Source organism: Amycolatopsis stemonae, from assembly GCF_054781455.1.
The window spans coordinates 108,303-133,990 of record NZ_BAAGUJ010000020.1 but is presented as its reverse complement, the minus strand read 5'-3'; the positions used below and the strand labels follow the sequence as shown (position 1 = coordinate 133,990).

Below are 25,688 nucleotides of genomic sequence, written 5' to 3'. Positions count from 1 at the left end.
GCCGCGGCCTGTCGTGCGGGGTGGGGCTAGCGGCGGCTGCGGGCGTCGAAGCCGGCCCGGGCGGTGATCAGCTTGCCCAGCAGCAGCACCAGGATTCGCTGCTCTTCCTCGGTGAGGGCGTCCGTCCAGCCGAACTCGCGCTCGTTGTGCTCGCGGAACACCGAGACCATCTCTTCGTGGCCCGCCTCGGTCAGCGACAGCTGGACCGAACGGCCGTCGTGCTCGTCCGGGACGCGGTCGAGCAGGCCGTCCGCGACGAGGGGCTTCATCAGGTTCGACACCGCGGCCCGGCTCATCCCGGTGAGCCGGGCCGCGGTCTTCGGTTCCAGGGGCCCGGCCAGCCAGACGACGAACAGCAGCCGGAACCCCGACCACGACCGGCCGCGCGGCCGGTGCACCGCGGCCTCCAGGTCGTAGGTCACCAGGTCCGACGCCCGGTTGAGGGTCAGCAGCACCTCGGTCGCCAGCTGGTGGCGGAAGCCGTACTCGCTCGAGAGCCGGCGGTTGGCCAGCTCGACGAACGACCAGAAGTCCAGCTCCTCGTCCATCCGGGCACCTTAACAAATGGTCAAACTCGAAACTGGTTGCGCTCGCGCGGGACCTTCAGGAACGCCAGCATGATCGCCGAGAGCACCAGGCAGCCGATCGGGAAGTACAGCCCGACCGTGACGTCGGTGTCCGTGGCCGCCAGCCCGATCGCGTAGGGCCCGAAGAACCCGCCCAGCGCGGCGATCGAGTTGATCGCGGCCAGCCCGACGGCCGTGTGCTCCTTCGACAGCACCTTCGAGGCCATCGCCCAGTACGGCGCCAGGTAGCCGAGCACGCCGACCGCCGCCAGCGACAGGCTGACCAGCGACAGCACCGGCACCGACTTGAACTGGATGGCGCCGAAGAAGCCCAAAGCGGCGACGAGCACCAGCGCGATCACGTGCCCCTTGCGCTCGCCCGTCCGGTCGGAGTTGCGCGCGAGCAGCAGCATGCCGGCCGCGCCGACGACGTACGGGATCGCGCCGAGCAGGCCGATGTTCGTCGAGGAGTACTTCGGGTCGAGCTGCTTGACGATCAGCGGCAGGAAGAACGTCAGCCCGTACAGGCCGCAGGCGATGAACAGGTTCGCGAACGCCAGGTGCAGGACCTTGCCGTTGCGCACCGCGCGCAGCTGGCCGAGGAAGGTCTCCTTCTCCTCCGGCACGTACTCCTTGTCGATCTCGGTCTGCAGCCACTCGCGCTCGTCGCGGGAGAGGAACTTCGCGTCCGCGGGCTTGTCCGGCAGCCGGAGGAACGTGACGACGCCGATCAGGATCGCCGGCGCGCCCTGCAGCACGAACACCCACTGCCAGCTGCTCATCCCGAGCCAGTGCGCGTGGTCGAGGATCCAGCCGCCGGTGAGGCTGCCGAGGATCAGCGCGATCGGCTGGGCCAGGGCGAGCGTCGCGATCGCGCGGCCGCGTTCCTTCCCGCGGAACCACAGCGTCAGGTACAGCAGCAGGCCCGGGAACAACCCGGCTTCGGCGATGCCGAGCACGATCCGGGCGATGATCAGGTGCGTCGTGTTCGCGACGAACCCGGTGACCACCGTGACGATGCCCCAGCTGACCGCGATCCGGCTCAGCCACAGCCGCGCGCCGACCTTCTTCATGATCATGTTGCTCGGGACTTCGAACACCACGTAGGCGAGGAAGAAGATCGCCGACGCCGCCCCGAACGTGGCGGCGTCGATCGCCAGCTCCTTGCCCATGCCGAGCTGGGCGTAGCCGATGTTGGCGCGGTCCATGTAGTTGAAGACGTAGAGCAGGCCGACGATCGGCATGATGCGCAGCCCGACCTTGCGGACGGTGCTTCTCCCGACCGCGGTCGGCGTGTGGACGGTCATGGGGTGCTCCTCGACGGTGAGTGAGTGGCGCTGCGGCCGGCGACCCGGCCCATGGTGATGGCGTTGGCGACGGCGTTCCCGCCGCCGACGTACCGCGGCCCGAGCACGCCGGCTCCGGCCTCCCCCGCGGCGAACAGGCCGGGCACGCGCTCCCCGCGCGCGTCGAGGACGGCGGCGGTGCCGTCGATCTCGAGTCCGGCGTGGGTGCAGACGAGCTCGGCGGGCAGCGTGCGCGCCGCGTAGAACGGCGGCCGCCCGATCGGCTCGGGTGGGGCGGTGCGCCCCTTGGCGGCCAGGGTTTCGTGGCGCAGGAACTCCGGGTCCACGGGCAGGTTCGCGTTCCAGCGGTCGATCGTCGCCCGCAGCGCGCCGACGGGCACGCCGAGCTTTCCGGCCAGCTCCTCGACGCTGCCGGCGCGGATCGTGCGCCCGGCTTCGGCTTCGGCCAGGACGTGCCCGGCGTCCCAGTGCGCGTACCCGGTGGGCAGGGTGGCGCGCGCCCGCTCGTCGAAGACCGTCCACACGGGACCGTCCTGGGCGTCGATGATCCCGCCCGACACGGCGTAGGAGGCGTCCTCGTCCATGAACCGGCGGCCGTGGACGTTCACCAGCACCCGCGACACCGGCGGGAAACCGGACTGCCAGTGGTGCAGCCGCTGGAAGTACGCGGTGGGCAGCAGCAGGCCCCAGCCGTCGCCCGCGATCGCGGCGTCCACCTGGGACCCGAACCCGAAGTGGTCGCCCCGCGAGCCGGGAGCCGCCACGACGAACAGGTCGTCGCCCGCCGCGCCTGCCGCCGGGTAGTGCCGCGTGACCAGCGCCGGGTCCTGCGCGAAGCCGCCCGTGGTGACGATCACCGCGGTCGCGGGCACCTCGATCCCGTCGGCGACGACGCCGGTGACGTGCCCGCCCTCGACGAGCAGCCGCTCGACCCGCGTGTTCAGGATCGCCTCGACGCCGGCCCTGCGCCGGGCCCGGTCGAGCACCTGGACCAGGCCGTAGCCCTGGTCCTTCGGCACGTGTGCCCGCCAGACGTCTTCGACGCCCGCTCGGGTGAGGCCCGGGGAATGCGCGTTGTGCGACACCTTCGCCGGGATCTCGGCGCCCAGCCCGATCAGCCATTCCAAGGCCGGTCCGGACTCCTCGCAGAACGCGCGCACCAGCCCCGGCTTGAGCTGCCACTGGTTGAGGTCCATGTAGTGCTGGAAGAACCTCTCCGGTGTGTCCTCGATGCCCAGTCCCTTTTGGACACTGGTGCCGGCGGCGGTGAACATGCCCGCCGACAGCTGCGTCGAGCCGCCGAGATCCGGCTCGGCCTCGAACAGCAGGACGGACGCGCCGCGCTCGGCGGCCGACACGGCGGCGGCGAGCCCCGCTCCCCCGCCGCCCACGACGACGACGTCGTACTCCTCGGCGCTCATCCGAGGTCACCTCCCGACTCCGCGACGATGCGGTGGTAGAGCCCGTTGGAGACGAGGCCGCCGTCGACGGTGACCTCGCTGCCGGTCATGTAGGTGGACCGGTTCGACAGCAGGAACAGCACGGCGTCGGTGATCTCCTCCGGACGCGCCATCCGCCCGGCCGGGACACTGTCCACGGCGGACCGGACGAACGCACCGGCCCCCGCGAGCAACGCCGTGCCGACGAGTCCCGGGTGGACGGAGTTGACCCGGATGCCCCAGCGGGCGAAGTTCCCGGCGGCCGATTTGGACAGTCCGGTGAGACCCCACTTGCTGGCCGAGTACGCGGGCGAGAAGTAGCCGATCTGCCCGGAGATCGACGAGATGTTGACGATCGACCCGCCGCCGGAGTCCCGCATCAGCGGCGCGGCCGCGCGCATCCCGTGGAACGGCCCGGTGAGGTTGACCGCGACGACCCGGTCCCACACCTCGGCCGTGGTGTCCATGAACTCCAGCCGCCGCGAGATCCCGGCGTTGTTCACCAGCCCGCGGAGTTCGCCCTGCTGTGAGCGGATTTCCGCGACGACGGAGTCCCACTGCGCGGCCTCGGTGACGTCGAGGTGGTGCGCCGACGCCGAACCGCCGTCCGCGAGGATCTCGCCGACGACGCCGGAAGGATCGGCGACGTCGGCGGCGCAGACGTGGACGCCCAGCGCACCGAGCGCCCGGGCGTGGGACGCGCCCATGCCGCCCGCCGCGCCGGTGACCAGGACGACGGCCGGGTACTCAGACATGCCGGGACCCGCCGTCGACGGCGATGCTGTGCCCGGTCACGTACCGGGCGCTGTCCGACAGCAGGAACAGCAGCACGCCGGCGACCTCTTCGGGCGAGCCGATCCGGTGCAACGGCACGGCGTCGAGAGCCTTGGCCAGCGCCGGCGCGTCGTCCTGGATCCAGCGCGTCATCTCGGTGTCGATGTAGCCGGGCGCGATGGCGTTGACACGCAGGCCCTGGTCGCCCAGCTCGACGGCCAGCGATTCGGTGAGGTGCGCGACGGCGGCCTTCGAGCTGCAGTAGGCGCCGCGGCCCTTGCGCACGCGCACGGCCGACACCGACGACATGTTCACGATCGCGCCGCCGGGCTTCATGTGCCTGGCTGCGGCCTGGGCGCCGAACAGCACACCTTCGACGTTGACCGACAGCGTCGCGCGGATCTGCTCCGGCGTGATCTCGGGGACCTCCGCGAACGGGAAGATCCCGGCGTTGTTGACCCAGAAGTCGATCCGGCCGAACTCGTCGATCGCGCGCTGCGCCAGGGCGAGGTGGTCGGCGGCCTCCGTGACGTCCACAGTGGACGACACGATCCGGCCGGGCTTGGCTTCCAGGGACTTCTCGGCCAGCGCGGCGGTCAGCTCGGCCGCGGTGGCGGCCATCGCGGTGCCGTCGATGTCGCCTCCGACGACGTCGACCCCGCGCGTGGCGAGCGCGGCGGTGAAGCGGGCGCCCATGCCGCGGGCGGCGCCGGTGACCACCGCGACCTTGCCCGGGAACTCCGGGTACACCGTGGTGACCGGCTGGTGCAGGACCCGCCCGGGACCGGTGGGCTCGTGGGTCGTCATCGTGGGTTCCTCTTTCGTGGTGGGTCAGGAGTCGCGGTGGACGGTGCGCCGCCGCACGCGCCAGCCGTCGGCCGTGCGCACCAGGTCGTCTTCGAGGACGGTCAGGCGCACGAGGTGCGTGCTCGCGACGATCTGCAGGTAGGCGTCGGCGCGCAGGGTGTCCGGGGTGTCGCCGGGCCGGACGTGGACGGTGCTGACCACGTGCCTGAGCTTCTCCCCGGACGAGTGGAAGCGCTCGGCGAACGCGGTCAGCTCCGCGGCGCCGACGGCCGGCTCGGGGTAGGTCGGCGAACGGAACTCGCCGTCCGCGGTGAAGGTGGCGGCCCAGCCGGCGGCCCGGCCCGAGTCGATGGCGTGGCTCTGGGCGCCGTAGAGCTGGTGCACGGCCACGACGTCTTCGGTCGCCACCCGCATCGGAACCTCCGTTGTCCCGTCCGTCTGAACGTGCTATATTCGCACGCAGTGTGCGAATATGTGTGAGACAGTAGGTCGCACCTGTCACCTCGTCAAGGGAGCCGTGTGGAATCGACGCTGCCCGCGTCCGGGACTTCGAAGACGCTGCACCACGGGTTGCAGGTGCTGGAGCTGCTGGTCCAGCACCCGCAGGGCCTGACGCTGACCGAGATCGCCGACGGCATCGGCGTGCACCGCACGGTCGCGCACCGGCTGGTCCGGACGCTCGAGGCGCACTACCTCTGCCGCCGCGACCGGTTCAAGCGCATCTCACTGGGCACCGGGCTCGTCCGGCTCGCCGAGCCGGTGGAGCAAGACCTGCGGACGCTCGCGCGGCCGGTGCTGGAGGAGCTGACCGACTCGGCCCGGGCGTCGGCGCACCTCGTGGTGCGCGAGAACGCGGACCAGGTCCGGATGCTGATGATCGTCGAGCCCCGGCAGGCGGCGATCCACGTGGCGTTCCGCTCGGGTCAGCTCGACCCGATCGGCCGCGGCTCGGCCGGCCTCGCCATCCTGGCGGCCGGGCCGCCGCTGCCCGGCGAACGCGAGGAGGTGACGCGGGCGCGGGAGCGCGGCTTCGCGGTGTCGAAGGGCGAGATCGCGCCGGGCATCACGGGCATCTCCGCCGTGGTCCGCACCGGCCGCGACCACCCGGAGGCGAGCATCGGGCTGTCGCTGTTCGAAGCCCCGGACCCGGACGAGCTGGGCCGCCTGGTCGTGGCCGCCGCCCAGCGGCTCAGCGCCCTGCTCGGCTGAGCTTCTCCGACAGCGCGTGGGCCTCCTGCAGCAGCAGCGCGCCCAGCTGCGGGATCCGGCCGGCGCCGAACCGGTGTTCGACGCCGGTCAGGGTCAGCGCCCAGCGGGGTGACCCCGCCTGGTCGAAGACGGCCGCCGCGAGCCCCCAGCTGCCCTCGACCACGAGCCCGGGGTTCACCGCGTAGCCGTTCTTGCGGGTCGCCGCGATGTGCCGCCGGATCTCGCGGACGTCGTGCTGCGGCCCGTGCGCCGCACGCAGGTCCACGCGGGCGAGGTAGTCGTCGACCTCCCGGTCGGGCAGGTGCGCGAGGACGACCATGCCGGCCGAGACGACGCCCAGCGGGAAGCGCGCGCCTTCGAACAGGACGTGGCTGCGGATCGGGAACGCGCCGTCCTCGCGGATCAGGCAGATCGTCTCCTCCCCGCGCCGCGCCGAGAAGAACGCGCTCTCCCCGGTCGTCAGGGCGAGCCGCCGGACCACCGGCAACGCCGCTTCCGTGACGTCGTAGCGCCGGGCCGCGGCGACGCCGAGGAAGTACAGCTCCGGGCCCAGCACCCAGTGGTCGGTCGCCGGCTCCCGCTCCACCAGGCCCGCGCCCTGCAGCGACGTCAGCAGCCGGTGCACGGTCGGCCGGGGCAGGCCCGCCGCCCGCGCGACGGCCGTCGTCGTCGCGCCGCCGGGCTCGTGGGCCGCGACCGCGCGCAACGTCCGGTGCGTGCGGCCGACGAGGTCTGCGGGGGCGTCCACTCAGTGAACACTACCCCACCGGTCACGACCACGGGACGAACAATCTGCTGGTCGAACGCGTTCACTGGTTGACCGCGAAGGACACCGCGTCGTCTGATCACGGGCATGGACAAAGTGCTCGCCTCGGCCGCCGAGGCCATCGCCGACATCCCCGACGGCGCCACCCTCTCCGTCGGCGGGTTCGGGATGTGCGGGGTCCCCGCCGTCCTGATCGACGCCCTCTTCGCCGCCGGCGCGGCCGACCTCGAAGTCGTGTCCAACAACGCCGGCGTCGACGGCTGGGGCCTCGGGATCCTGCTGGGCGCCGGGCGCCTCCGCCGCGTCGTCGCCTCCTACGTCGGCGAGAACAAGGAGTTCGCGCGCCAGTACCTCTCCGGCGAGCTGGAGGTCGAGCTGACGCCGCAGGGCACGCTCGCCGAACGGCTGCGGGCCGGCGGGTCCGGCATCCCCGCGTTCTTCACCGCCACCGGCGTCGGCACCCAGGTCGCCGACGGCGGTCTGCCGTGGAAGTACGACTCCGCCGGAACCGTCGTGAAAGCCAGCCCCGCCAAGCAGAAGCAGCGCTTCGACGGCCGCGAGTACGTCCTCGAGCACGCGATCGTCGCCGACTTCGCGCTCGTCCGCGCCTGGAAGGGCGACCGGCACGGCAACCTCGTCTTCAAGGACGCGGCCCGCAACTTCAACCCGCCGGCCGCCATGTCCGGCCGCGTCACCGTCGCCGAGGTCGAGCACCTCGTCGAGCCCGGCGAGCTCGACCCGAACCACGTCCACCTGCCGGGTGCGTTCGTGCACCGCGTGGTCGCGCTGACGCCCGGGCAGGCAGCGGACAAACCGATCGAAAAGCGCACCGTGCGCGCCGGGAACGAGGGGGCCTGACATGGCTTGGAACCGCACCGCGATGGCCGCCCGCGCCGCCGCCGAACTGCGTGACGGCGACTACGTCAACCTCGGGATCGGCCTGCCGACGCTCGTGCCCAACCACGTCCCGGACGACGTCGAACTGGTGCTGCAGTCGGAAAACGGCATCCTCGGCGTGGGCCCCTACCCGGCCGAGGACGAGGTCGACCCCGACCTGATCAACGCGGGCAAGGAGACCGTCACGGTCCGGAAGGGCGCGTCGTTCTTCGACTCCACGCTCTCCTTCGGCATGATCCGCGGCGGCAAGATCGACGCGGCGATCCTCGGCGCCATGCAGGTGTCCGCGGCGGGCGACATCGCGAACTGGATGATCCCCGGCAAGATGGTCAAGGGCATGGGCGGCGCGATGGATCTGGTCCACGGCGCGAAGAAGGTCATCGTGCTGATGGAGCACGTCGCGCGCGACGGCAGCCACAAGATCGTCGACGAGTGCACGCTGCCCTACACCGGCCGCGGGGTGGTCCAGCGGATCATCACCGACCTGTGCGTCCTCGACGTCACCCCGGACGGTCTCGAGCTCGTCGAGCTGGCGCCGGAGGTCGGCTTCGAGGAGGTCCAGACCAAGACCGGACCCCGGATCCGCGTCCCCTGAGCGGCCGAAAGGGCACCTTCGAGGAACGTTCGTGCCCGAGCGGGCACGCGGGATATTGACCACCTGGCAAGGGGTACCTACCGTTCGGCCACCCCGTTCGGCGGGATGCGTTTTCCCCGCCTTTCCCCAGGAGGTGCCCCATGCTGTCCAGACGTACCTTCGTCACCGCGGGCTTGGCGGCCGCCGTGGCGAGCACGCCGCTGTGGTCCGCGACCGCGAAAGCGCGTGCCGCCGCGGCCCTGCCGTTGACGCTGAAGAACAATTCGGGCAGCGGCACGGTCTACGCGTACATCAGCGGCTCGGACAGCTCGGGCCGGCCGGGGTTCGTCACCGCCGACGGCCGGTTCCAGCCGTTGGCGAACCCGTCGTCGCCGGTGACGCCGATCCCCGACTACTCGATCCCGTTGACCGGCTCCGGCACCCAGAAGACCGTGACGCTGACCGACTACGTCATCGGCGGCCGGGTGTGGTTCTCGGTGGACAAGAAGATCCAGTTCTTCGTCAACCCCGGTCCCGGCCTGGTGCAGCCCGGCTTCACCAGCTCGGACCCGAACTGGCAGACGAACTGGACGTTCTGCGAGTTCACCTACAACAGCGCCAACCTCTACGCGAACATCAGTTACGTCGACATGGTGGCCCTGCCGGTCTCCATGGCCACGACGGGCGCGGCGGGCGCGCAGTCGGTCAGCCCGCTGCCGGACGGCGCGCTCGGTGCCATCGCCGACGGCCTGCGCGCCCAGCACACCGCCGACGGCGCGCCGTGGGACCGGCTGGTCGTCACCGACGCGTCCGGCAAGGTCGTGCGGGTGCTCGCCCCGAGCCACTCCCCCACGGACTTCGGCGGCTACTGGACCACCTACCTCAACGCCGTCTGGGACCACTACCGCAGCACGCCGCTGACGATCAACGGGCAGGGCGGCATCGGCGCCTACACCGGCACGGTCAGCGGGGACACGCTGGTGTTCAGCGGCCTCAACACCAACGGCGTGCCGTTCACCAAGCCGAGCGCCGCGGACATCTTCGGCTGCGCGAGCGGCCCGCTGTACAACTCCGGGGCGGACGCGCGCGGCGCGGTCGCGGCCCGGCTCGCGGCCGCGCTCAACCGCAGCAGCCTGCTGGTCTCGGGCGGCAACAACCAGCCCGACGGCGTCACCCCCTCGCAGTACTACAAGGACGCGACCACGAACCACTACGCGCGACTGGTCCACCAGTACGCGTCGATCGGCTACGCCTTCCCGTACGACGACGTCGGCCCGACCAACTCGCAGCCGGTCGACGGGCACCTCCAGGACCCGGCACCGACGTCGTGGACCGTCTCGCTGGGCCCGGGCGCGGGCGGCACCACGCCGCCGCCCACCGGGGGCGGGGTGAGCGCGTACTCGACGATCCAGGCGGAGTCCTTCAGCGCGCAGAACGGTGTCCAGACCGAGGCGTGCAGTGACACCGGTGGCGGCGTCGACGTCGGCTGGATCGCCAACGGCGACTGGCTGAAGTACTCGGCCGTCGACTTCGGCTCGAGCTCACCGCTCCAGTTCGTCGCCCGGCTCGCCTCGGGCGCGGCCGCGGGCGTCAGCGGCGCGATCCGGGCCCGGGTGGACAGCCAGTCCGGCCCGGTCCTCGCCGAGATCGACTTCGCCAACAACGGCGGCTGGCAGACGTGGCAGACGGTCCCGGCGAACATCGTCAGCTCGGCGACCGGCGTCCACGACCTCTACCTGACGTTCTCGGGCGGTTCGGCGGACTTCGTCAACATCAACTGGTTCACCTTCACCCGGTAGGGCGCGGGGAGACGGGCAGCCGGAATTCGCGAACCGCTCGTCTCCCGCCGTGCCGCCTCCTACTCTCAGTGGGGTGGACGGCATCGACAGTCTCCGGCACGCGATCGAAACCATTCCCATCCCCGGCGCCCCGCCGCGGCTGTCCCGGCAGGGCGCCGCCGTCGGGCTGGCGCTCCTGGACACCTCGTTGCGGCTCAACCACGTGCGCCGGCTGACCGAGCGGCTGACCGTCGTCGAGCACGGGACCGCGCGGCGCAGCACCGAAGTCGACGTCAGCCTCAAGCTCCTCGACGAGGGCCAGCGCCAGGCGACGGCCCAGTTGCAGGACCTCATCGGCCAGGAGCACGGCGAGCGGGCCGCGTCGAGGCCGGCGCGGCAACGCTCCCTGTGGGTGCCGCTCGCGCGGTTGCCGCGGCGGGACGTCTCGCCCATCGACGTCTTCGACAGCGCCGGCCAGAAACTGCCGCGGCTCACCCAGCACGAGGCGTCCCGGCTGGTCGCCGCCGGGCTCTACCGGCTGCTGCGCGGGATCCTGGCCGGCGACGAGAACGCGCAGACCGCCAAGCACGAGCTGAACACCTTCCTGTTCCAGGTGCACGAACCGCGCTGGCTCATCCAGCAGGCACTGCTGACCCTGCTCACCGAGCGGAACCACCCGGAGGAAGAGTTCACGCTCGCGCCGGCCGGCGGCACGGTCGCCGGCTACGGCAGGCAATGCCGCGAACTGGCCCTGGACATCCTCTCCGGCTGTGCCGACCTGCTGGTCGAATACGCGTACCTGCTGAACGTCGCGGTCCGCGACTACATGCTGGTGGTGGCCCTGGACGACTCGGTCGAGGAACACCGGCTCAGCTACGAGACCCCGTTGCACGTCGACGCGCGGCAGCCCGTCGCGAAGGAGCAGTGGCGGCGGCTGGCCTCCAGCCGGCGCGGCTACGTCGTGGGCTACGAAACCATGATCCCGGCGACGCTGAAGTCCTACCACCTGGTGGCCCGGACCGCGCCGGAGGCCGAGATCTCCCGGATGTATTTGTCCACGGACGCCGACCAGCACCAGGTCGAAGGCCTGGCCGAGGACCTCGTCTCGCTGGCCGAGCGGCAGGACGCCGCCCCGCTGCAGGAGGCCGACGGCGCCCGGCACAAGATCCTGGAGCTGCAGGCGCAGACCGTGCTGCGCCGGCTGGCGGACCTGCTGCGCCGCCGCAAGTGGGAAGCCGGCCAGTCGGGCGTCGAGCTGGCCCCGCGCAGCCTGCCGGCGTGCCACCGGCTCGCCGCCGCGGCCACGACCGGCGAAGCGGTCCGGACCGGCAGCAACGAGCTCGACAACTCGCTGCGGCGGCACCCGGAGTTCACCTCCGCCAACCTCCGCGAGGCCGCGCGGGAGCTGACCGACCGCGAGTTCGGCCAGGACCTGGTGCTGGTCACCGGGATCGCCGACAACGAGGCCCGGGCGTACTGGCGCCGCTCCGGCGGCCGCGACCCGCGCGGCGACCACGTCCGCGTGCGCGCGACGCTCGTGCTCAAGGACTCCACGAAGTCCGGGCCGCTCAACGTGACGTTCTACGCGCTGGCCGTCGCGGCGGTCTCGTTCGTGCTCGGCTGGATGCTGGTGGGCAGCCCGTGGCCCTACGGCCGGGCCGCCACCGAGGCGCTCGACCACATCGGCGACGGCCAGTCCGTGATCACGATGCTGCTGCTGTTGCCCGGGTTCCTCTACAGCCGCCTGTCGCTGCCGCCGCGGCGGACGGTGCTCGGCTACCTCGGCACGCTGCCGCAGGCGCTGGTCCAGCTGAGCATCGCGGCCGTCGCCGCGTTCGCCGCCGCCGTCGCGACGAAGACCAGCGGCGAGGTCGTGCAGGTCACGCTCACGATCGCGGTCGGACTGCCGGTGCTCGCCGCGCTCGTGCTGCTCGGCCAGGCGTCGTGGCGGGAGTCGGCGATCCCGCTGTCCCGCATCGGCGTGCCGCGCTGGGCCGGCACCGGCGGCCGGGACCGCCGCAGGCCACTGGACGCCGACGTCCGGTTCGACTCGTCCGGGGGGTGGTGAAGATGCGCGGCCAGCGGATCTCCGTGCGGAACGTGGCCGACCTGGCCAGGGCCGGGTTCGAGATCGCGCGGCAGCCGGTGACCACAGTGGACTTCGAGGTGCACCACGCGATGGCGCGCCACGGCTACCTGCGCGACCTCGTCGACGCGGACGCCGACAACGCGGTCTTCCTCGAGACGCTGTGCTCGGCCACCAACGGCGCCGGCGTCGTCATCGGCACCCGCACCCGCAAGCCCCCGGACGGCACGGAGGTGGTCCGGCGCCCCGGCGGCCCGCAGCCGGCGGAACGCCCCGAGGAGAACGCGGGCGGCTGGGTCTTCCACCAGACGACCTCGCCCAACCCGACGTTCATCTACGAGTCCGCGCAGACCTTCGAAGGCCTGATCGCGGTCGACCCGGCGGCGCGCGAGGTCTGCGAATGGCACGGCCTGGCCGTGCGCGACCTGCTGCGGGAGATCTCCGACGCCGCGGCCGCGCTGATCGACGCACCGCTGCTTTCGCTGCAGTGCCCGGCCCAGCTGCCGACGATCGTGAAGACCCGCAACCACGACCTGCGCACCCGCAAGGAGGTCGCGCCGCCGTGCGCGTCGCTGGCCGTCCGGTTCGCGATCGCGCTGCGGGACGTCTCCGCGGCCGCGCGGTTCGAGCTGGCCGACCGGTTCCGGGAGCTGTGCGAGAAGCACGGGTACAGCTTCTGGCTCGCCGACACGCGCCCGGGTCACCGGCAGGGGAACTGGTTCGAGGTCTACCACGCCGACGGCGAGTTCTCGCCGCTGTACAACGGCGACCTCCGGTCCCGCCAGCGCATCGGCACCTGCCTGCCGGTGACCTTCGTCGGGCCGGCGCGGATCGGCTCCACGCACGCGATCGTCTCGTTCCTGCAGCGCTACCCCCAGGTCGGCGTGGTCGGCTGCGCGGGCACCACGCTCTCGGACGTCGCGTTCGTCCACCTGCAGCTTTCGATCCACGGCGTGGCCGCCGACCGGCTGAACCGCATCCTCGGCAAGCTGCTCGGCGAGTCCTCGACCCCGGCCCGGCCGCACAAGCTGCTGCGCGAGCTGTTCAAGCGGCTCGGCCTGCCGCCCGACCCCGACGGCCCGGGCTCCGCCACGCCGGACCCGACCGGCGGCTACCAGACGTTCGCCGGGCCCGCGTTCGCCTACCGGCCGTTCCAGATGCCCGACTGCATGGCCGTGTGGGTGTCGTGGGAGATCGCCCGCCAGCACCGCGGTCTCGCCGCACCGCTGGACTGCCTGTACCGCGCGCTGGCCCAGGTCGCGCCCGAGGTGGGCGAAACCGGGGCGTCGGCGGGCGACCTCGCCACCGTGGAGTACCTGATCTGCCGGGCCACCGAGCAGTCGGTGGTCCGGGGCAAGGCGAAGCTGGCCGTGCCCAAGGCGGTGCTGGCCGGGTTCGCCTCGGGCGGCGCCGAACTGCCCGCGTCCAAGCTGTGCGCGTCGCTGGAGGAGGCGTGGAAGGCGCACGTGGACCGGTCCGGCGTGGACGGGGTGAGCGAGCTGACCGTGGCGTGGCGCGAATCCTGGCTCGGCCACTGGACGTACTCCTGACCCGGAGGCAGCCGTACTCGGATCCTGGAGAAGTCCGGGTAGCAGCGCGGCGGCCTCGCGCTGCGAGTTGAGTGCACGGCTGTACACTCAATAGGCATGGCCGAAGTAGGAATGCGTCCCCCGGCGTCGCCGCTGCGACGACGCGCCCTGCGCGCGCTGCGATGGCTGTTCACGCCGCTGCGACCGGACGACTACCTCGAACTGATCAACCCGCTCTGGTCGACCCGGGAGCTGCGCGGGCGCGTCGAGCGCGTCGTGCCCGAGCGGGGCGGGGCGGCCACCGTCCTGATCCGGCCGGGCTTCGACTGGGTCGGGCACCGGCCCGGCCAGTACGTGCGGCTGGGCGTCGTCATCGACGGCGTCCACCACTGGCGCGCGTACTCGCTGACGTCGAGCCCGGACCGGGCGGACGGGCTGATTTCGGTCACCCCCAAGAAGGTCGACGGCGGGGTCGTCTCGCCGTTCCTGGCCGAGCGCGTGCGGCCCGGTGAGGTCGTGCGGCTCGGTGAGGTCGAAGGGGCCTTCACGCTGCCGGACCGGCTCGACCGCGGCCTGCTGTTCGTCACCGCGGGCAGCGGGATCACCCCGGTGATGAGCATGCTGCGGCACCTCGCGCCGGGCCCCGGCCTGCGCGACGTCGTCCACGTGCATTCCGCGCGGGAGGCGGACGGCGTCACGTTCGGCGACGAGCTGGCGGCCCTCGAGAAGCAGCACGACGGGTTCCGCCTCGAACTGCGCATCACGAGCCGGGACGGCCGGTTCACCCCCGCCGACCTGGACCGCCTGTGCCCGGACTGGCGCGAGCGGGAAACCTACGCGTGCGGTCCCGGCGAGCTCCTCGACGCACTGCAAGCGCATTGGAAGAGCCACGGCGACCTCGACCGGCTGCACCACGAACGGTTTCAGCCGATCGTCGGCGGGGAAGGCGCCGAGGGGGCCGGCGGCACCGTGCGGTTCGCGCACCGCAACCTCGACGCGGACTGCCCGCCCGGCACGCCGATCCTCGTCGCCGGGGAGAACGCCGGCGTCGACATGCCCTTCGGCTGCCGGGTCGGCGTCTGCCACACCTGCGTGCTGCCGATCCGGGAAGGCCGGATCCGCGACCTGCGGACCAACGCCGTCAGCGAGAAGCACAACGAGATCGTGCGCACCTGCGTGCACGGCGCCGAAGGGCGCGTCACGGTCGAACTCTGAGCGGAGAAAGGAACCCATGACCCCGGTCACGCACCCGTTCGCCCACCTGACCGACGACCAGCTCGCCGAACTCGCCCGCGAGTTCGACGCCATCCACGACCACGTGCGCGCCGACCTGGGCGACCGCGACCGCCGCTACATCAAGGGCGTGATCCGGCTGCACCGGCAGATCGCGGTGGCCGGCCGGGCGCTGCTGCTCGGCTCACGGTCCAAAGTGGCCTGGACGGCGGGCACCGGCTGCCTGGCCGTCGCCAAGATCCTGGAGAACATGGAGATCGGGCACAACGTGCTGCACGGTCAGTGGGACTGGATGAACGACCCGTACATCCATTCGTCCACATGGGACTGGGACACCGCGTCGACGGCGGCCGCGTGGAAGCACTCGCACAACTTCATCCACCACACGTACACGAACATCCGCGGCAAGGACAAGGACCTCGGCTACGAGATCATGCGGATCGACCCGCACCAGAAGTGGCACCCGGCGTACCTGCTGCAGCCGGCGTACAACCTGCTGCTGATGGCGTTCTTCGAGTGGGGCGTCGCGGTGCACGACATGGACGTCGAGGCGATCCGCGCCGGCGAGAAGCCGTGGAAGGACGTCTGGCACGACATCAAGGGCATCTCGGGCAAGGCCCGCGACCAGATCCTCAAGGACTACGTCGGCTGGCCGCTGGTGAGCGCCCTCGCGCAGCTCGCCGTCGCCCGCCTCGTCGACCCCGAGCCGCGCTCCCGGCTGCGCGTCGCGGCGGACCGGGCCCGTGGCCGGCGTCGCAAGGGCGCGATCCGGGCCCGCCTCGCCGCGGCCCGGTCGGAAGGCGGCAGCGCGTTCGCCGCGACGTTCTGGGCCGACTTCACCGCGAACATCATCCGCAACCTCTGGGCGCACTCGATCATCTTCTGCGGCCACTTCCCCGACCAGACGTACACGTTCAGCCAGGAGGAGGTCCGCGACGAAACCCGCGGTGGCTGGTACGTCCGCCAGCTCGTCGGCGCGGCGAACATCACCGGGTCGCCGCTGTTCCACCTGATGAGCGGCAACCTCGGCTACCAGGTGGAGCACCACCTGTTCCCGGACATGCCGAGCAGCCGCTACGCGGAGATCGCCCCGCAGGTGCGGGAGATCTGCCACCGGTACGGACTGCCGTACAACACCGGGCCGTTTTCCCGCCAGCTGGGCACGGTGCACCGCACGATCCTGCGGCTGGCGTTCCCCGGTGGGAAGGTCCGGCCGAAGCCCGGGCCGTACGAAGGGGACGAGGCCCGGCTCGCCGCTTGAGGGGTCAGCCCGCGCGGGGGTCGGCCAGGTCGTGGTGCTCGGGTGCCGAGGCCGTGCCCATCACCAGCTCGGCGCGGCCCTTGATGCGCAGCTTGCGGTACGCGCTCGTCAGGTGCTTCTCGACGGCGCGGATCGTGACGCCCAGCTCGGCCGCGATGTCGCGGTTGCGGCCGCCGCGGGCGACCAGCTCCACGATGCGCTGCTCGGTCGTCGTCAAGGCCGGGTCGCCGGCGAAGGTGCGCGGTGAAACGCCCTCCCCCGGCGCGGGTTCCGGCAGGTCGCACAGCAACCGGAGACGGCGGCCGCGGCGGAGGTGGTCCTCCGCGTCCGGGACGCCCGGGCGGCGGCCCAGCGCGATCAGGGACTTCGCCAGCTCCAGGCGGTTCCCGGACGTCGCCAGCGCCGCCACCGACTCGTGCAGCAGGCGGACGCCCGCGGCGCCCGCGACCAACGCCGCGCGGGCCCGCAGCGCGCGGCCGACCGCGGCCGGGGCGCCCCAGCGCCGGGCGTGCTCGTACTCCTGCTCCACCAGCTCGGCCGCGGGTGCCCGGCGGCCCGCGCGGCCGTGCAGGGACGCGGCCAGCAGGCGCCACGGGTACCACGCCGGGTTGGTGCGGCCGGCGCGGCTGACCTGACGGCCGTAGTCCTCGACGTACTCGAGGGCCGTCGGCAGGTCGCCCGCCGTCACCGCCACCGCGCCGTGGACCATCGACAGCTCCCACGGCGCCAGCCGAGCGCTGCCCGCGGCCTGCCGCGCGCGCAGCGCCAGCTCGTCGTCGCCCAGCTCGATCGCCAAGCGCGCCAGCAGGACCACGCAGTCGGTGACCACCGCCGACCAGTCCGGCGCCGCGTGGCCGAGTGCTTCGAGCGCGCGGTCGCGGGCCCGGACCGGGCCGCCCGTCGCGGCCCACAGCTTGGCCTGGTTCACCCAGGCCAGCAGGGCCGCCAGCCCGGGCTCGCCCGGCCCCGGCTCGGCCGCCGCCGACAACCAGGACTCCAGGCCCTCGGTGGCGTCGGCCGCCACCAGCACCGCGGTCACCAGCGGCAGCACCGTGTACATCTGGGCCGGGCCGCCGGGTTCGCGGTCGAGGACCCGGTGGGCGAACTCGGCCGCCGCCCGCCGCGGGACCGCCTCCGCCTGTGTCGCCGCGTGCAGGAGCGCGACCACCAGTTCACGCTGCCCCGGGCCCGCCGGGGCCGGGTCGGGACCGAGACGCCGCAGCCGGTCGGCCGCCGCCGTGAACGTGCTCGCGTTGTCCTGCCCGTACAGCCAAAGCCGGGCTTCCAGCCGCGCCCGCAGGTCGTCTTCGCCGCCGTTCGCGGTCAGTTCGACGAGCGTGCCGCGCAGCAGGTCGGTCTCCTCGCGGCTGCGCGCGGTCGCGAGGGCGGGGACGCGGCAGAGCAGGTCCGCCCGCTCGGCCGGCGTCGGCAGCAGGGGAAGCGCTTGCTGGAGGTGCCGGGTGGTGGCGCCGGGATCGCGGCCGCGTTCGGCCGCGACGAGGTCGGCGAGCAGCACTCCCCGTTCCGATGCCGTGTACAGCAAGGCATGCCGCAGGTACTGCGCCGCCTGTTCGGCCTCGCCGCGGTCCGCCGCGGCCGCGGCCGCGCCCCGCAGCACCTCGGTCCCCCACGGCGCCGGCTCGGCCGTCGTCGCGAGCAGCTCGCGGGCGATCCGCTCCAGCGGCGCGCCGTCGGTGTAGAGCACCTCGGCCGCGCGCAACCGCAGCTCGTCCTGCTCGGGCACGGTCATCGTGCCCGCCACGGCTTCGGCGATCCGGACCCCGGCGAAGCGCACCCCGTCGGACGCGAGCAAACCCAGGCGCCGCAACGCTCCCGTGGCCTCCTCGAGGTCCGCCGGGTCGAGCCCGCTGAGCCGCCCGAGCGCGGCGGTGTCCCGGGCGTCGCCGAACGACGTCATCGCCCGCGCCAGCTCCGCGACCCGCGGCGGCTGGGCCCGCAGGCACCGGGCGATGTGGTGGGACGGCCCGGTCGGCCGCAATGCCAGCACCTCGGCCAGCTGCCCGTCGCCCGGGCCGAGGTCGTCGGCGAGCATCGCGTCCGCCAGCGCGGCCAGGAACATCGGGCTGCCACCGGTCACCTCCCGGCACGCCGCGGCGAGCCGTTCGCCCGCCGGCTCGCCGCAATGCCGCTCGAGGAACGCGCGCGTGCCCTCTCGGGTCAACGGCCCCGGCTGCAGGACCGCGGCCGCCGCGCGCACCAGGTCGCCGACCACCGGACGATCCGCGCCGGCGTCGCCGTCGAGCACACTGGCCACGACGACCAGCGGCATCGCCCGCAGCCGGTTGACGAGGTGGGCCAGCCAGCCCAGCGATTCGGCGTCGGCCCACTGCAGGTCGTCCACCAGCAGCGCCACCGGCCGGTCCGCGGCGACTTCGGCGACCAGCACCCACAACCGGTGCAGCAACGCGTGGCGGCCCGCCTCCAGCTCCGCCGCCCCCGGCGGGCTGACCAGGCTCAGCTCCGCGGGCAGGTCCCGGCCCTCGGCCACCAGCGGCTCCAGCAGCTGCCGCGCCACCCCGTGCGGGAACTGCCGTTCCGTCGGCGCGGCGGACGCGCGCAGCACCCGCGTCCCGCGGTCGGCCGCGAGCCCCGCCGTGGCGTGCAGCAGCGCCGACCGGCCGCAGCCGAGCCGCCCGCCGATCACCGCCAGCGAACCCGCGCCCCGGCCGCCGGCCTCCAGGAGGTCGGCCAGCACCGCCAGCTCGGCGTCGCGCTCGATCAGCATGGCGTCCCGAACTCCCCGTCCTCCAGCACGAACAACTCCCGCAGCTCGGCGCGCCCGGTGACGCCGAAGTGCCGGTAGATGCGGGTGAGCCGCACCTCGACCGCGCGCTTGCCGACCGCCAGCCGCCGCGCGATCTCCGCGTTCGGCAGGCCCTGCACGACCATGTCCACGACCTGCGCCGAGGTCGCCGACAGGGCCTGCCGCTTGCGGCCCGCGCGCTGGGCCGAGCCCGCCGGACGCGGCTGCGCGGCCAGCCGGGCCGTCAGCTCGCGGACCCGCGCCGACGCGCCTTCGAGGCGGTAGGCCTTGGCCAGCCGCCCGGCTTCGCGCACCAGGCCGGACACCCCGGCGGCCTGGCCGGTGTCGAGCTGCGCCTCGGCGAGCCGCAACACCGCGTGGACGTACCAGATCCGCTCCGGCGACTCCCGCAGCGCCTCGACCGCGCGGGTGAGCCGGAACGACGCGCTGCCGGCGGGCAGGGCGATGCCCGCGAACAGGTGCGTCAGCCCGGTCGCGGTCCGCGTTCCCCACGCCCTGGCCAGTTCCCACTCCGCCGTGACGAGTCCTTCCGCGGCTTCCGGGTGGCCGAGGTCGCGCTGGACGACGCCGGCGAGGGACCGCCAGGGCAGCAGCGCCGGGTTGACCCAGCCGCGGCTCAGCAGGATCCGGCCGCACTCCTGGAAGTGGTGCAGGGCGGCCTGCGGGCGCTGCCCGGTCCAGTCGAGCAGGCCGCGGGCGAACAGCAGCTGCGTGTCGAGGTGGTGCCGCCCGCGGTGCGCGACCGTTCCGCGCGTCGTGCTCGCCGCCGCGCGTTCCGCCGCGTCCCGGTCGCCGGCGGCCAGGCCGAGCAGGATCTTCAAGCCCAGCAACGCCCGGGCCATCGGCGGCGGCCAGCGGGTGAGCGGGTAGCCCTCGACCGCGGCTTCGGCGTCGGCTTCGGCGGCCGGGACGCGCCCGCGCCGCAGGCTCAGCCGGCCGCGGGTGAGCAACGCCAGCGCGGCCGCGGCCCGTGAGCCGCGACGGCGCGCGTCGGCGAGCACGCCGTCCAGTGCTTCCGCGGCTTCGAGGGGGTCGTCGGTGGCCATCAGCGTCCAGGCCGCCGCGATCCTCGGCGCGTACAGCCGGGTGCCGTCCCGGCCCGGCGAAACCGCCACCCGGGCCAGTTTCCGCGCGCGCCGCGGGTCCGTGCCCCGGGTCGCGGTGAGCCAGGCGGCGGCGCCCGCGCGGTCGGGGTCGAGGCGGTCTTCGGCGTAGGCCGACGCCGGGATGCCGAGCGCGGGCGCGCCGTCCGGCGAGTCGGTGGCGAGCCAGTGGAGCGCGGCGCGGGTGCCCTGGTCGGGCTCCGCGGTCCCGGGCGCGAGCCCGGTGAGCAGGTCGGCGGCCCGGTCGGGGGCGCAGCGCGTGACGAGCAGGTCCGCCGCGGCCAGGCGTTCGCACAGCAGCCGGTCGGTCGTCGTGGTCAGGGCCGCCCGGGCGAGCCGCACTTCGCCGGTGTGCGGGGCCGCGCCGTCGGCCGCGGCCAGTTCCAGGGTCAGCTGGGCGCGGGTGGTGTCGGACAGGGGCTCGCGCAGGGCGCGGCGGTAGTACGGGGCCGCCTCGCCGACCTGGCCGGCGGCCGAGCGCGCCGCCGCGAGCAACGCGTCGAGGGCCCAGCGCGTGCCCACCGGCCCGGCGCCGAGCAGCAGCCGGGCGACGTCCTCCTCCGGCAGGGCGCAGCGGTGCGCGAGCTCGGCGGCGGCGCCGTACAGCTCGGCCCGTTCCGCGCGGGTCATCCCCGCCAGGACCCAGGTCGCGATGCCCGGGTCGGCGCAGCGGCCGCGGCCCGGCACGAGCCCGACGCCGACGAGCACCCGCCACGCCCGCGCGGGGGCCAGCGTCTGGCGGCCGGCCAGCGGGCCGAGCTGGTCCGGGGTGAGCACGTGGCCCGCGACGACGAACGCGCGCAGCAGCCGGCGCAGGTCGTCGGGCAGCCGGCCGAGCAGGCCGAGCATCTGCTCGCGGCGCGCGTCCGCGGCCAGCCGGTCCGGCCGCGCGCCCGGTTCGGGTTCGGTCCGGCAGTGGTCGAGCACCACGCGGACGAGCGCGGGGTTGCCGCCGGTGGCCGCGTGCAGGTCGGTGACGAAGTCCTCGCCGAGCCCGGTGCCGTGGGCGCGGACGACCTCGGCCACCCCGGACCGGCTGAGCGGGCGCAGCCGGACGACGTGGGTCGCGTGCCAGTTCAGCCCGGACAGCTGCCACGGTTCGGCGGTCTCCTGGTCGAAGAAGGGCAGCACGACGCCCGCGCCGGTGATCACCACCAGCAGCGGCACCTGCCACAGCCGCCGCAGCAACGCGCCGAGCCACGCCTTGGAGCAGTCGTCCATCAGGTGCGCGTCGTCGAGCAGGAGCAGCACCGGCCGCCGCCGGGCCGCCTCGACGAACGGGTGCCACAGCTCCGGGGAACCGGGGTCGCCGGGCGCGCCGGTGGCGAGCAGCTCGCCCAGCGCGTGGGCCACCTTCCGGTCGGGCAACGCCGAAGCCAGCTGGGAGACGACGCCGAAGCGCAGCGCCGACTCGGTCAGCGAGCCGCGCGCGCTGAGCACCTGCACTTCCCGGTCGGCACCGCGGGCCGCCAGCTGCGCGAGCAGGCTGGTGCGGCCGGTGCCGGGCAGGCCGGTGACGACCGCGATCCCCGACTTCCCCCGTTCGAGCTCGGTGAGCAGGCTGGTGAGCAGGGCGGTTTCGCTCGTCCGTTCGGCGAGCAGCTCCGCTCCGGCGGTTCCCGCGAGCACGGTCATCCCCCTGCCACGGTCCACATCGGACGGACGTCGGCGCTCATCCCGCCTCCCGCCGGGTCAGCGCGGCGGCGAGATCGGCCCGCCCGCCCACGTTGAGCTTCCGGTAGACGCTCGTCAGGTGCATCTCCACCGTCCGGACGGTGACGAACAAGGCTTCGGCGATGGCGCGGTTGCCGTCGCCGCCCGCCGCCAGCTCGGCCACACGCCGTTCGCTGCCGGTCAGGGTGTCGAGGGCCGAACCGCTCGCGGCTCTGGGCCGGCCCCCGGCTTCGAGCAATGCGGCCCGCGCGGCGTCGAGCAGGAGCCGGTCGCCGGTGCGGGTGCACCCGTCGACGGCCCGCCGCAGGTGCTCCCGCGCGCCCTTCCGGTCGTCGCGGGCGAGCAAGGCCCGGCCCAGCAGGTATTCGGCGCGCTGGTGTTCCCGCAGGCCGGGTCCGCCGTCGAGGGTCCGCACCGCTTCGGCGAGCAGGTCGACGCCCTCGTCGCCCCGGGTCGTGACGCCGGCCGCGAGCAGGCCCATGCCCACGGCGCGGGGCGTGCCCCAGCGCGTGGCGAGCGCCTGGCCGTGCCCGGCCAGCTCGCGGCCTTCGTCCAGCCGGCCGTCTTCGGCGAGCAGGCAGGCGCCTTCCAGCCACCACGGCGCGAACACCGGGTTCGCCATGCCCGCTCCCGCCAGGCTTTCCCCGCACGTGCGCAGGTACCGCAGGGCGCCTTCCCGGTCGCCGAGCGCGGCCCGTGCCATCGCCCGCGCCATCAGGTACCAGTGGTACTCCAGCGCGAAGTGGTCGAGCCGCGGGCGGGTGATGCCGTCGAGCAGGGTCTCGGCGAGGGCGCCGTCGCCGCGCGGGGCCAGCACCGTCGCCAGCGCGATCTGCGGCATGGTCGCGGTCTTGCCCCAGGACTCCTGGTGGGCCAGGTCGTAGCTGACCTGCGCGTCCGCCCCGGCTTCGGTCAGATCGCCCGCCCAGTGCCAGAACATCGCCCTCGTGCACTGCGCGAGGCAGTACGTCCAGGCGTCCCCGGCGCCGCTCGCGTGCTCGATCAGCCGGCCCAGCGCGTCCTGCGCGGGCTTCAGCTCGTCGGCGAGCTGGAGCGCGAGACCGGCGCCCAGCGCCGCCCAGCCACCCAGCCCGACCGGGTCGACGCGCAGCGCCCGGCTCGCCTCCGCGGCCGCCGCCACCGCGGAACCGCCTTCCAGCGCGTGCGCCGCCGCCCGCATGCCGAGCAGCTGGCATTCGGCCGGGTCGTCGCCGGCCGGCGGGTCCTGGGCGCGGACGCGGGCGAACGCGGCCGGCACCGTGGCCTTTTCGTCGAGGCCGGTGATCAGCAGCATCGACTCGGTCATCGTGCGCAGCCCGGCGTCGGCGACCGACCGCGGCTCGCCGAGCCGCTCGTCCAGCTGCCCGGTCACTTCGCGCAGCACGGCCACGGCTTCCGGCGCGCGCTGCACGGCGAGGGCGACCATGCCCAGCCGGACGGCGATGCGCGCCTCTTCCCGCACGTCCGCGGCCAGCCCGCGGGCCCGCTCCAGCAGCTCGAACGCGGCGATCGGCTCGGCGGGCGCCAGCGCGGTCGCCAGCTCCAGCAGCAGGCCGACGTCGTCGGGCTGGAACGCCTGTGCCCGCCGCAGGTACCGCGCCGCGGTGCCCGGCGCGCCGCGGCCGGTGGCGGACTTCGCCGCCTCGCGCAGGATGCCGGCCATCCACCACTCGTCGATCTCCGGCAGCAGGAGCAGGTGCCCGGCCACGTCTTCGGCGGGCCGGCCCGCGTCGCTGAGCAGCCGGGCGGCCCGGCGGTGCCACCGGGCCGGCTCGCCGGCACCCCCGGCGTCGAGGATCGCGGCCCGGACCAGCTCGTGCACGAAGTCGCGGGTGCCGTCGCGCAGGATCTCGTGCGCCCACAACGTTTCCAGCGCGGCCGAGACGACGGCGCCGGGTACCTCCGCCAGCTTCGCGAGCAGGCCCGGTTCGTCGTTCCCGAGCACCGCGACGGCCATGGCGACGGCCCGGGTGGGCGCCGAGAGCCGGTCGAGCGTCGAGGTCGCCAGCACGGCGCGGCCCGAGCCGGCGAGTGAGGACAGCGAGACGCGCTCGTCGTCCGACCGCGCCCGGGTCAGCTCGCCGAGCATCCGCCGCAGCAGCAACGGGTTCCCGCCGGTCTCTTCGAGGCACGTCCGCGCGAACAGGCCGTCCGGTGTGGCCAGCGGTTCCGGGATCAGCTCGGCCACCGCGTCGAGCGGCAGCGGGCCCAGGTCGAGGGTCCGCGTGTCGTGCGCGCCCTCGATCTCGGCCAGGGTCCCGTCGGCGGTGGCCGCCGTCCCGCTCCGCTGCGCGAGCACCACGAGCAGCGGGAGGTCCGGCGCGCGGCGCACGAGGAACTCCAGCCAGCGCAGCGAACTCTCGTCGCACCACTGCACGTCGTCGACGGCGAGCACCAGCGGGCCCGGCGTCGCGAGCGTCGCGGCCAGCCAGTACAGCCCGTGCTGCACCGCGTAGGAGCCCACCGCGGGCGGTTCCGCGGCGGCGTCCGTGGTCAGCGCGTGCCGGGCGAACCGGGCGCTGCCCCGCAACAGGGACTCGCCCGCTTCGCCGTCCAACCCCAGGGGCTCGAACAGTTCCCGGACGACCCCGTAGGCGGTGTTCGCGCCCTGCCGCGAGGCCGCGGCCGTCAGGATCCGGCCCGCCGCGGGCAGGGCCGCCGCCGTCTCGTGGAGCGCCGCCGCGACGAGACTGGTTTTGCCGATCCCCGCCGGGCCGCGCACGAGCAGTGCGTGGCCCCGGCCGTCGGCGGCCTGCCGCCGGCCGGCCGCGAAGCGGGCCAGCTCCCGGCGGCGGCCGACCAGCCTGGCCGGCGGTGGGGGGAACGGGGTCCGGGAAGCCAAGTGCCACCTACCGTTTCCGCTGCGCGGGCCCACCAGGGCGCGGAGGATTCCGCGCCTCTGGGTGGGCCCGCTGCGACAGTCCGTGATCGAAGTCCAAGAAATCACAAGGCCGTCGCGCGGACAAGGGGCAGCACAGGCGAATCAGGGGAAGCCGGGTAACCGGGGGCAAGAACCCTGTCCCGGACGGGCAGGAAACGTATTTGAAATTCTTTCGTCTTTCACTTTTTGGTCACCCGACCGGAAAAACGCCGCCTACTCGGGCGTAATCCACTGAACGGGGCACGGACCCCGTTGTCCGATTCCCGTTCCGTGGTCAGCCGCAGCCGCCCGCGTGCCCGCCATCCGAGACGGCCCTGGTCAGCTCGGCGAACTCCCGCCGCTCGTCGGGATCCGGGCCGGGATCCGCGGCGGCGGCGGCCTTGGCGGCGCGGGCCCGCCAAGCGTCCAGGAACCGGCCCAGGCGGTCGGTCCCCCAGAACTTTTCCCGGCCCAGGACGAACATCGGCACGCCGAAGACGCCGTCGTCGGACACCCGGGACAGGATGTCCTCCCCGCGCCGGCGCAGTTCGCCGTCGTCCTTCGCCGCGGCGTAGCGGGCCGGGTCCAGCCCGAGCTCCGCGGCGACCGCGCCGATCACGGCCGGGTCGGAGATGTTCTCCCCGCGTTCCCAGCGCGCCGCCGTGACGCGGTCGAGGAACGCGCGGCCCATGCCCTCGTCGGTCGCCGCGAGGTAGGCCAGGTGGGCGACCTCCCAGACCGGTTCGCGGTCGACCGGCCAGACCATCGTCAGGCCCCGCTCCTTCGCCAGGCGCCGCGTGTCCTGGAGGATGTAGAAGTTCTTGGCCCGTGACATCGGCATCACCGGCAGCTCGACCCCGCGCTCGGCGAGCGCCCGCGCGGAGACCGCGTCGGGTTCCCACACCGGGATCCATTCCGCCTCGTCGAGCACTTCGGGCTCGGTTTCGGCCAGTTCCCGGTAACAGAACCACGAATACGGGCTCCGCAGGGAGAAATACCAGCGCGGTTGCGCGTTCCGGCGCGCCATGAACTACCTCCTG

General features: G+C 73.7%; 19 protein-coding genes. 8 read left to right on the top strand and 11 right to left on the bottom strand.

Translation table 11 applies throughout. From position 1 onward, the window contains the following. Positions 1-26 precede the first annotated feature (26 nt). From ACYVLJ_RS42895 to ACYVLJ_RS42870, 6 genes are read right to left on the bottom strand one after another with little or no spacing between them, the layout of a single operon-like run. Entirely contained in the window at positions 27-548 is a 522-nt protein-coding gene (locus tag ACYVLJ_RS42895) for a MarR family winged helix-turn-helix transcriptional regulator (RefSeq protein ID WP_460443006.1), read from the bottom strand. Positions 549-568: 20 nt separating this feature from the next. Next, the gene (locus ACYVLJ_RS42890; protein WP_460443005.1) at positions 569-1,873 is read right to left on the bottom strand and encodes an MFS transporter; all 1,305 of its coding nucleotides are present in this window, start codon (positions 1,871-1,873) and stop codon (positions 569-571) included. Beyond that, positions 1,870-3,294, bottom strand: a complete 1,425-nt coding sequence (locus ACYVLJ_RS42885) for an FAD-dependent oxidoreductase (protein WP_460443004.1) — start codon at positions 3,292-3,294, stop codon at positions 1,870-1,872. The genes ACYVLJ_RS42890 and ACYVLJ_RS42885 overlap by 4 nt, the downstream gene beginning before the upstream one ends. Then, the gene (locus ACYVLJ_RS42880) at positions 3,291-4,067 is read right to left on the bottom strand and encodes an SDR family NAD(P)-dependent oxidoreductase (protein ID WP_460443003.1); all 777 of its coding nucleotides are present in this window, start codon (positions 4,065-4,067) and stop codon (positions 3,291-3,293) included. Before ACYVLJ_RS42880 ends, ACYVLJ_RS42885 begins: the two co-directional genes overlap by 4 nt. Beyond that, a complete protein-coding gene (locus ACYVLJ_RS42875) occupies positions 4,060-4,893 on the bottom strand; it encodes an SDR family NAD(P)-dependent oxidoreductase (RefSeq protein ID WP_460443002.1) in 834 nt (277 codons plus the stop codon). The genes ACYVLJ_RS42880 and ACYVLJ_RS42875 overlap by 8 nt, the downstream gene beginning before the upstream one ends. Positions 4,894-4,917: 24 nt before the next feature. After that, the gene (locus ACYVLJ_RS42870; RefSeq protein WP_460443001.1) at positions 4,918-5,307 is read right to left on the bottom strand and encodes a nuclear transport factor 2 family protein; all 390 of its coding nucleotides are present in this window, start codon (positions 5,305-5,307) and stop codon (positions 4,918-4,920) included. A 105-nt stretch (positions 5,308-5,412) separates the two neighbouring features. Here ACYVLJ_RS42870 and ACYVLJ_RS42865 point away from each other — a divergent pair, with 105 nt between their 5' ends. After that, positions 5,413-6,102 carry an IclR family transcriptional regulator gene (locus tag ACYVLJ_RS42865; protein WP_451983852.1) on the top strand — a complete coding sequence of 230 codons (690 nt, stop codon included), beginning with the start codon at positions 5,413-5,415 and terminating at the stop codon, positions 6,100-6,102. Here ACYVLJ_RS42865 and ACYVLJ_RS42860 read toward each other — a convergent pair. Continuing rightward, positions 6,083-6,850 (bottom strand): IclR family transcriptional regulator, encoded by a 768-nt coding sequence (locus ACYVLJ_RS42860; protein WP_451983850.1) that lies wholly within the window; start codon positions 6,848-6,850, stop codon positions 6,083-6,085. The two genes, ACYVLJ_RS42865 and ACYVLJ_RS42860, sit on opposite strands and share 20 nt — an antisense overlap. Positions 6,851-6,955: 105 nt before the next feature. On the opposite strand from ACYVLJ_RS42860, the gene ACYVLJ_RS42855 reads away from it, so the two are divergent. From ACYVLJ_RS42855 to ACYVLJ_RS42825, 7 genes are all read left to right on the top strand, one after another. After that, positions 6,956-7,726: a CoA transferase subunit A gene (locus tag ACYVLJ_RS42855; protein ID WP_460443000.1), complete on the top strand. Its 771-nt coding sequence runs from the start codon at positions 6,956-6,958 to the stop codon at positions 7,724-7,726. Between the two features lies 1 nt (position 7,727). Next, entirely contained in the window at positions 7,728-8,360 is a 633-nt protein-coding gene (locus ACYVLJ_RS42850; protein ID WP_460442999.1) for a sugar phosphate isomerase family, read from the top strand. A gap of 140 nt (positions 8,361-8,500) precedes the next feature. After that, complete coding sequence (locus tag ACYVLJ_RS42845) at positions 8,501-10,138, top strand: beta-1,3-glucanase family protein (RefSeq protein WP_460442998.1); 1,638 nt, start codon at positions 8,501-8,503, stop codon at positions 10,136-10,138. A gap of 73 nt (positions 10,139-10,211) precedes the next feature. Next, positions 10,212-12,185, top strand: a complete 1,974-nt coding sequence (locus tag ACYVLJ_RS42840) for a hypothetical protein (RefSeq protein WP_451983842.1) — start codon at positions 10,212-10,214, stop codon at positions 12,183-12,185. 2 nt (positions 12,186-12,187) lie between these two features. Next, on the top strand, positions 12,188-13,753 hold the full coding sequence (locus ACYVLJ_RS42835) for a hypothetical protein (RefSeq protein ID WP_460442997.1): 1,566 nt from the start codon (positions 12,188-12,190) through the stop codon (positions 13,751-13,753). Positions 13,754-13,849: 96 nt separating this feature from the next. Then, positions 13,850-14,947, top strand: a complete 1,098-nt coding sequence (locus ACYVLJ_RS42830; RefSeq protein ID WP_451983838.1) for a ferredoxin reductase — start codon at positions 13,850-13,852, stop codon at positions 14,945-14,947. Positions 14,948-14,963: 16 nt separating this feature from the next. Continuing rightward, on the top strand, positions 14,964-16,226 hold the full coding sequence (locus ACYVLJ_RS42825; protein WP_460442996.1) for a fatty acid desaturase family protein: 1,263 nt from the start codon (positions 14,964-14,966) through the stop codon (positions 16,224-16,226). A gap of 4 nt (positions 16,227-16,230) precedes the next feature. On the opposite strand, the gene ACYVLJ_RS42820 is transcribed toward ACYVLJ_RS42825, so the two are convergent. The 4 genes from ACYVLJ_RS42820 to ACYVLJ_RS42805 form a co-directional block, all read right to left on the bottom strand. Next, positions 16,231-18,972 (bottom strand): ATP-binding protein, encoded by a 2,742-nt coding sequence (locus tag ACYVLJ_RS42820; protein ID WP_460442995.1) that lies wholly within the window; start codon positions 18,970-18,972, stop codon positions 16,231-16,233. Then, positions 18,966-21,749, bottom strand: coding sequence for an ATP-binding protein (locus ACYVLJ_RS42815; protein ID WP_460442994.1), 2,784 nt, complete (start codon positions 21,747-21,749; stop codon positions 18,966-18,968). Before ACYVLJ_RS42815 ends, ACYVLJ_RS42820 begins: the two co-directional genes overlap by 7 nt. 37 nt (positions 21,750-21,786) lie before the next feature. Next, positions 21,787-24,630: a helix-turn-helix transcriptional regulator gene (locus tag ACYVLJ_RS42810; protein WP_460442993.1), complete on the bottom strand. Its 2,844-nt coding sequence runs from the start codon at positions 24,628-24,630 to the stop codon at positions 21,787-21,789. Positions 24,631-24,943: 313 nt separating this feature from the next. Continuing rightward, the gene (locus ACYVLJ_RS42805; RefSeq protein ID WP_460442992.1) at positions 24,944-25,675 is read right to left on the bottom strand and encodes a 2-hydroxychromene-2-carboxylate isomerase; all 732 of its coding nucleotides are present in this window, start codon (positions 25,673-25,675) and stop codon (positions 24,944-24,946) included. Between the last annotated feature and the right edge of the window lie 13 nt (positions 25,676-25,688).

What these genes read in the sequence shown, in the direction of transcription:
- ACYVLJ_RS42875 (WP_460443002.1), bottom strand. Translation starts at nt 4,893, where the DNA reads ATGACGACCCACGAGCCCACCGGTCCCGGGCGGGTCCTGCACCAGCCG.
- ACYVLJ_RS42855 (WP_460443000.1), top strand. Translation starts at nt 6,956, where the DNA reads ATGGACAAAGTGCTCGCCTCGGCCGCCGAGGCCATCGCCGACATCCCC.
- ACYVLJ_RS42830 (WP_451983838.1), top strand. Translation starts at nt 13,850, where the DNA reads ATGGCCGAAGTAGGAATGCGTCCCCCGGCGTCGCCGCTGCGACGACGC.
- ACYVLJ_RS42815 (WP_460442994.1), bottom strand. Translation starts at nt 21,749, where the DNA reads ATGACCGTGCTCGCGGGAACCGCCGGAGCGGAGCTGCTCGCCGAACGG.
- ACYVLJ_RS42890 (WP_460443005.1), bottom strand. Translation starts at nt 1,873, where the DNA reads ATGACCGTCCACACGCCGACCGCGGTCGGGAGAAGCACCGTCCGCAAG.
- ACYVLJ_RS42850 (WP_460442999.1), top strand. Translation starts at nt 7,728, where the DNA reads ATGGCTTGGAACCGCACCGCGATGGCCGCCCGCGCCGCCGCCGAACTG.
- ACYVLJ_RS42835 (WP_460442997.1), top strand. Translation starts at nt 12,188, where the DNA reads ATGCGCGGCCAGCGGATCTCCGTGCGGAACGTGGCCGACCTGGCCAGG.
- ACYVLJ_RS42885 (WP_460443004.1), bottom strand. Translation starts at nt 3,294, where the DNA reads ATGAGCGCCGAGGAGTACGACGTCGTCGTCGTGGGCGGCGGGGGAGCG.
- ACYVLJ_RS42845 (WP_460442998.1), top strand. Translation starts at nt 8,501, where the DNA reads ATGCTGTCCAGACGTACCTTCGTCACCGCGGGCTTGGCGGCCGCCGTG.
- ACYVLJ_RS42820 (WP_460442995.1), bottom strand. Translation starts at nt 18,972, where the DNA reads ATGCTGATCGAGCGCGACGCCGAGCTGGCGGTGCTGGCCGACCTCCTG.
- ACYVLJ_RS42880 (WP_460443003.1), bottom strand. Translation starts at nt 4,067, where the DNA reads ATGTCTGAGTACCCGGCCGTCGTCCTGGTCACCGGCGCGGCGGGCGGC.
- ACYVLJ_RS42895 (WP_460443006.1), bottom strand. Translation starts at nt 548, where the DNA reads ATGGACGAGGAGCTGGACTTCTGGTCGTTCGTCGAGCTGGCCAACCGC.
- ACYVLJ_RS42870 (WP_460443001.1), bottom strand. Translation starts at nt 5,307, where the DNA reads ATGCGGGTGGCGACCGAAGACGTCGTGGCCGTGCACCAGCTCTACGGC.
- ACYVLJ_RS42805 (WP_460442992.1), bottom strand. Translation starts at nt 25,675, where the DNA reads ATGGCGCGCCGGAACGCGCAACCGCGCTGGTATTTCTCCCTGCGGAGC.
- ACYVLJ_RS42825 (WP_460442996.1), top strand. Translation starts at nt 14,964, where the DNA reads ATGACCCCGGTCACGCACCCGTTCGCCCACCTGACCGACGACCAGCTC.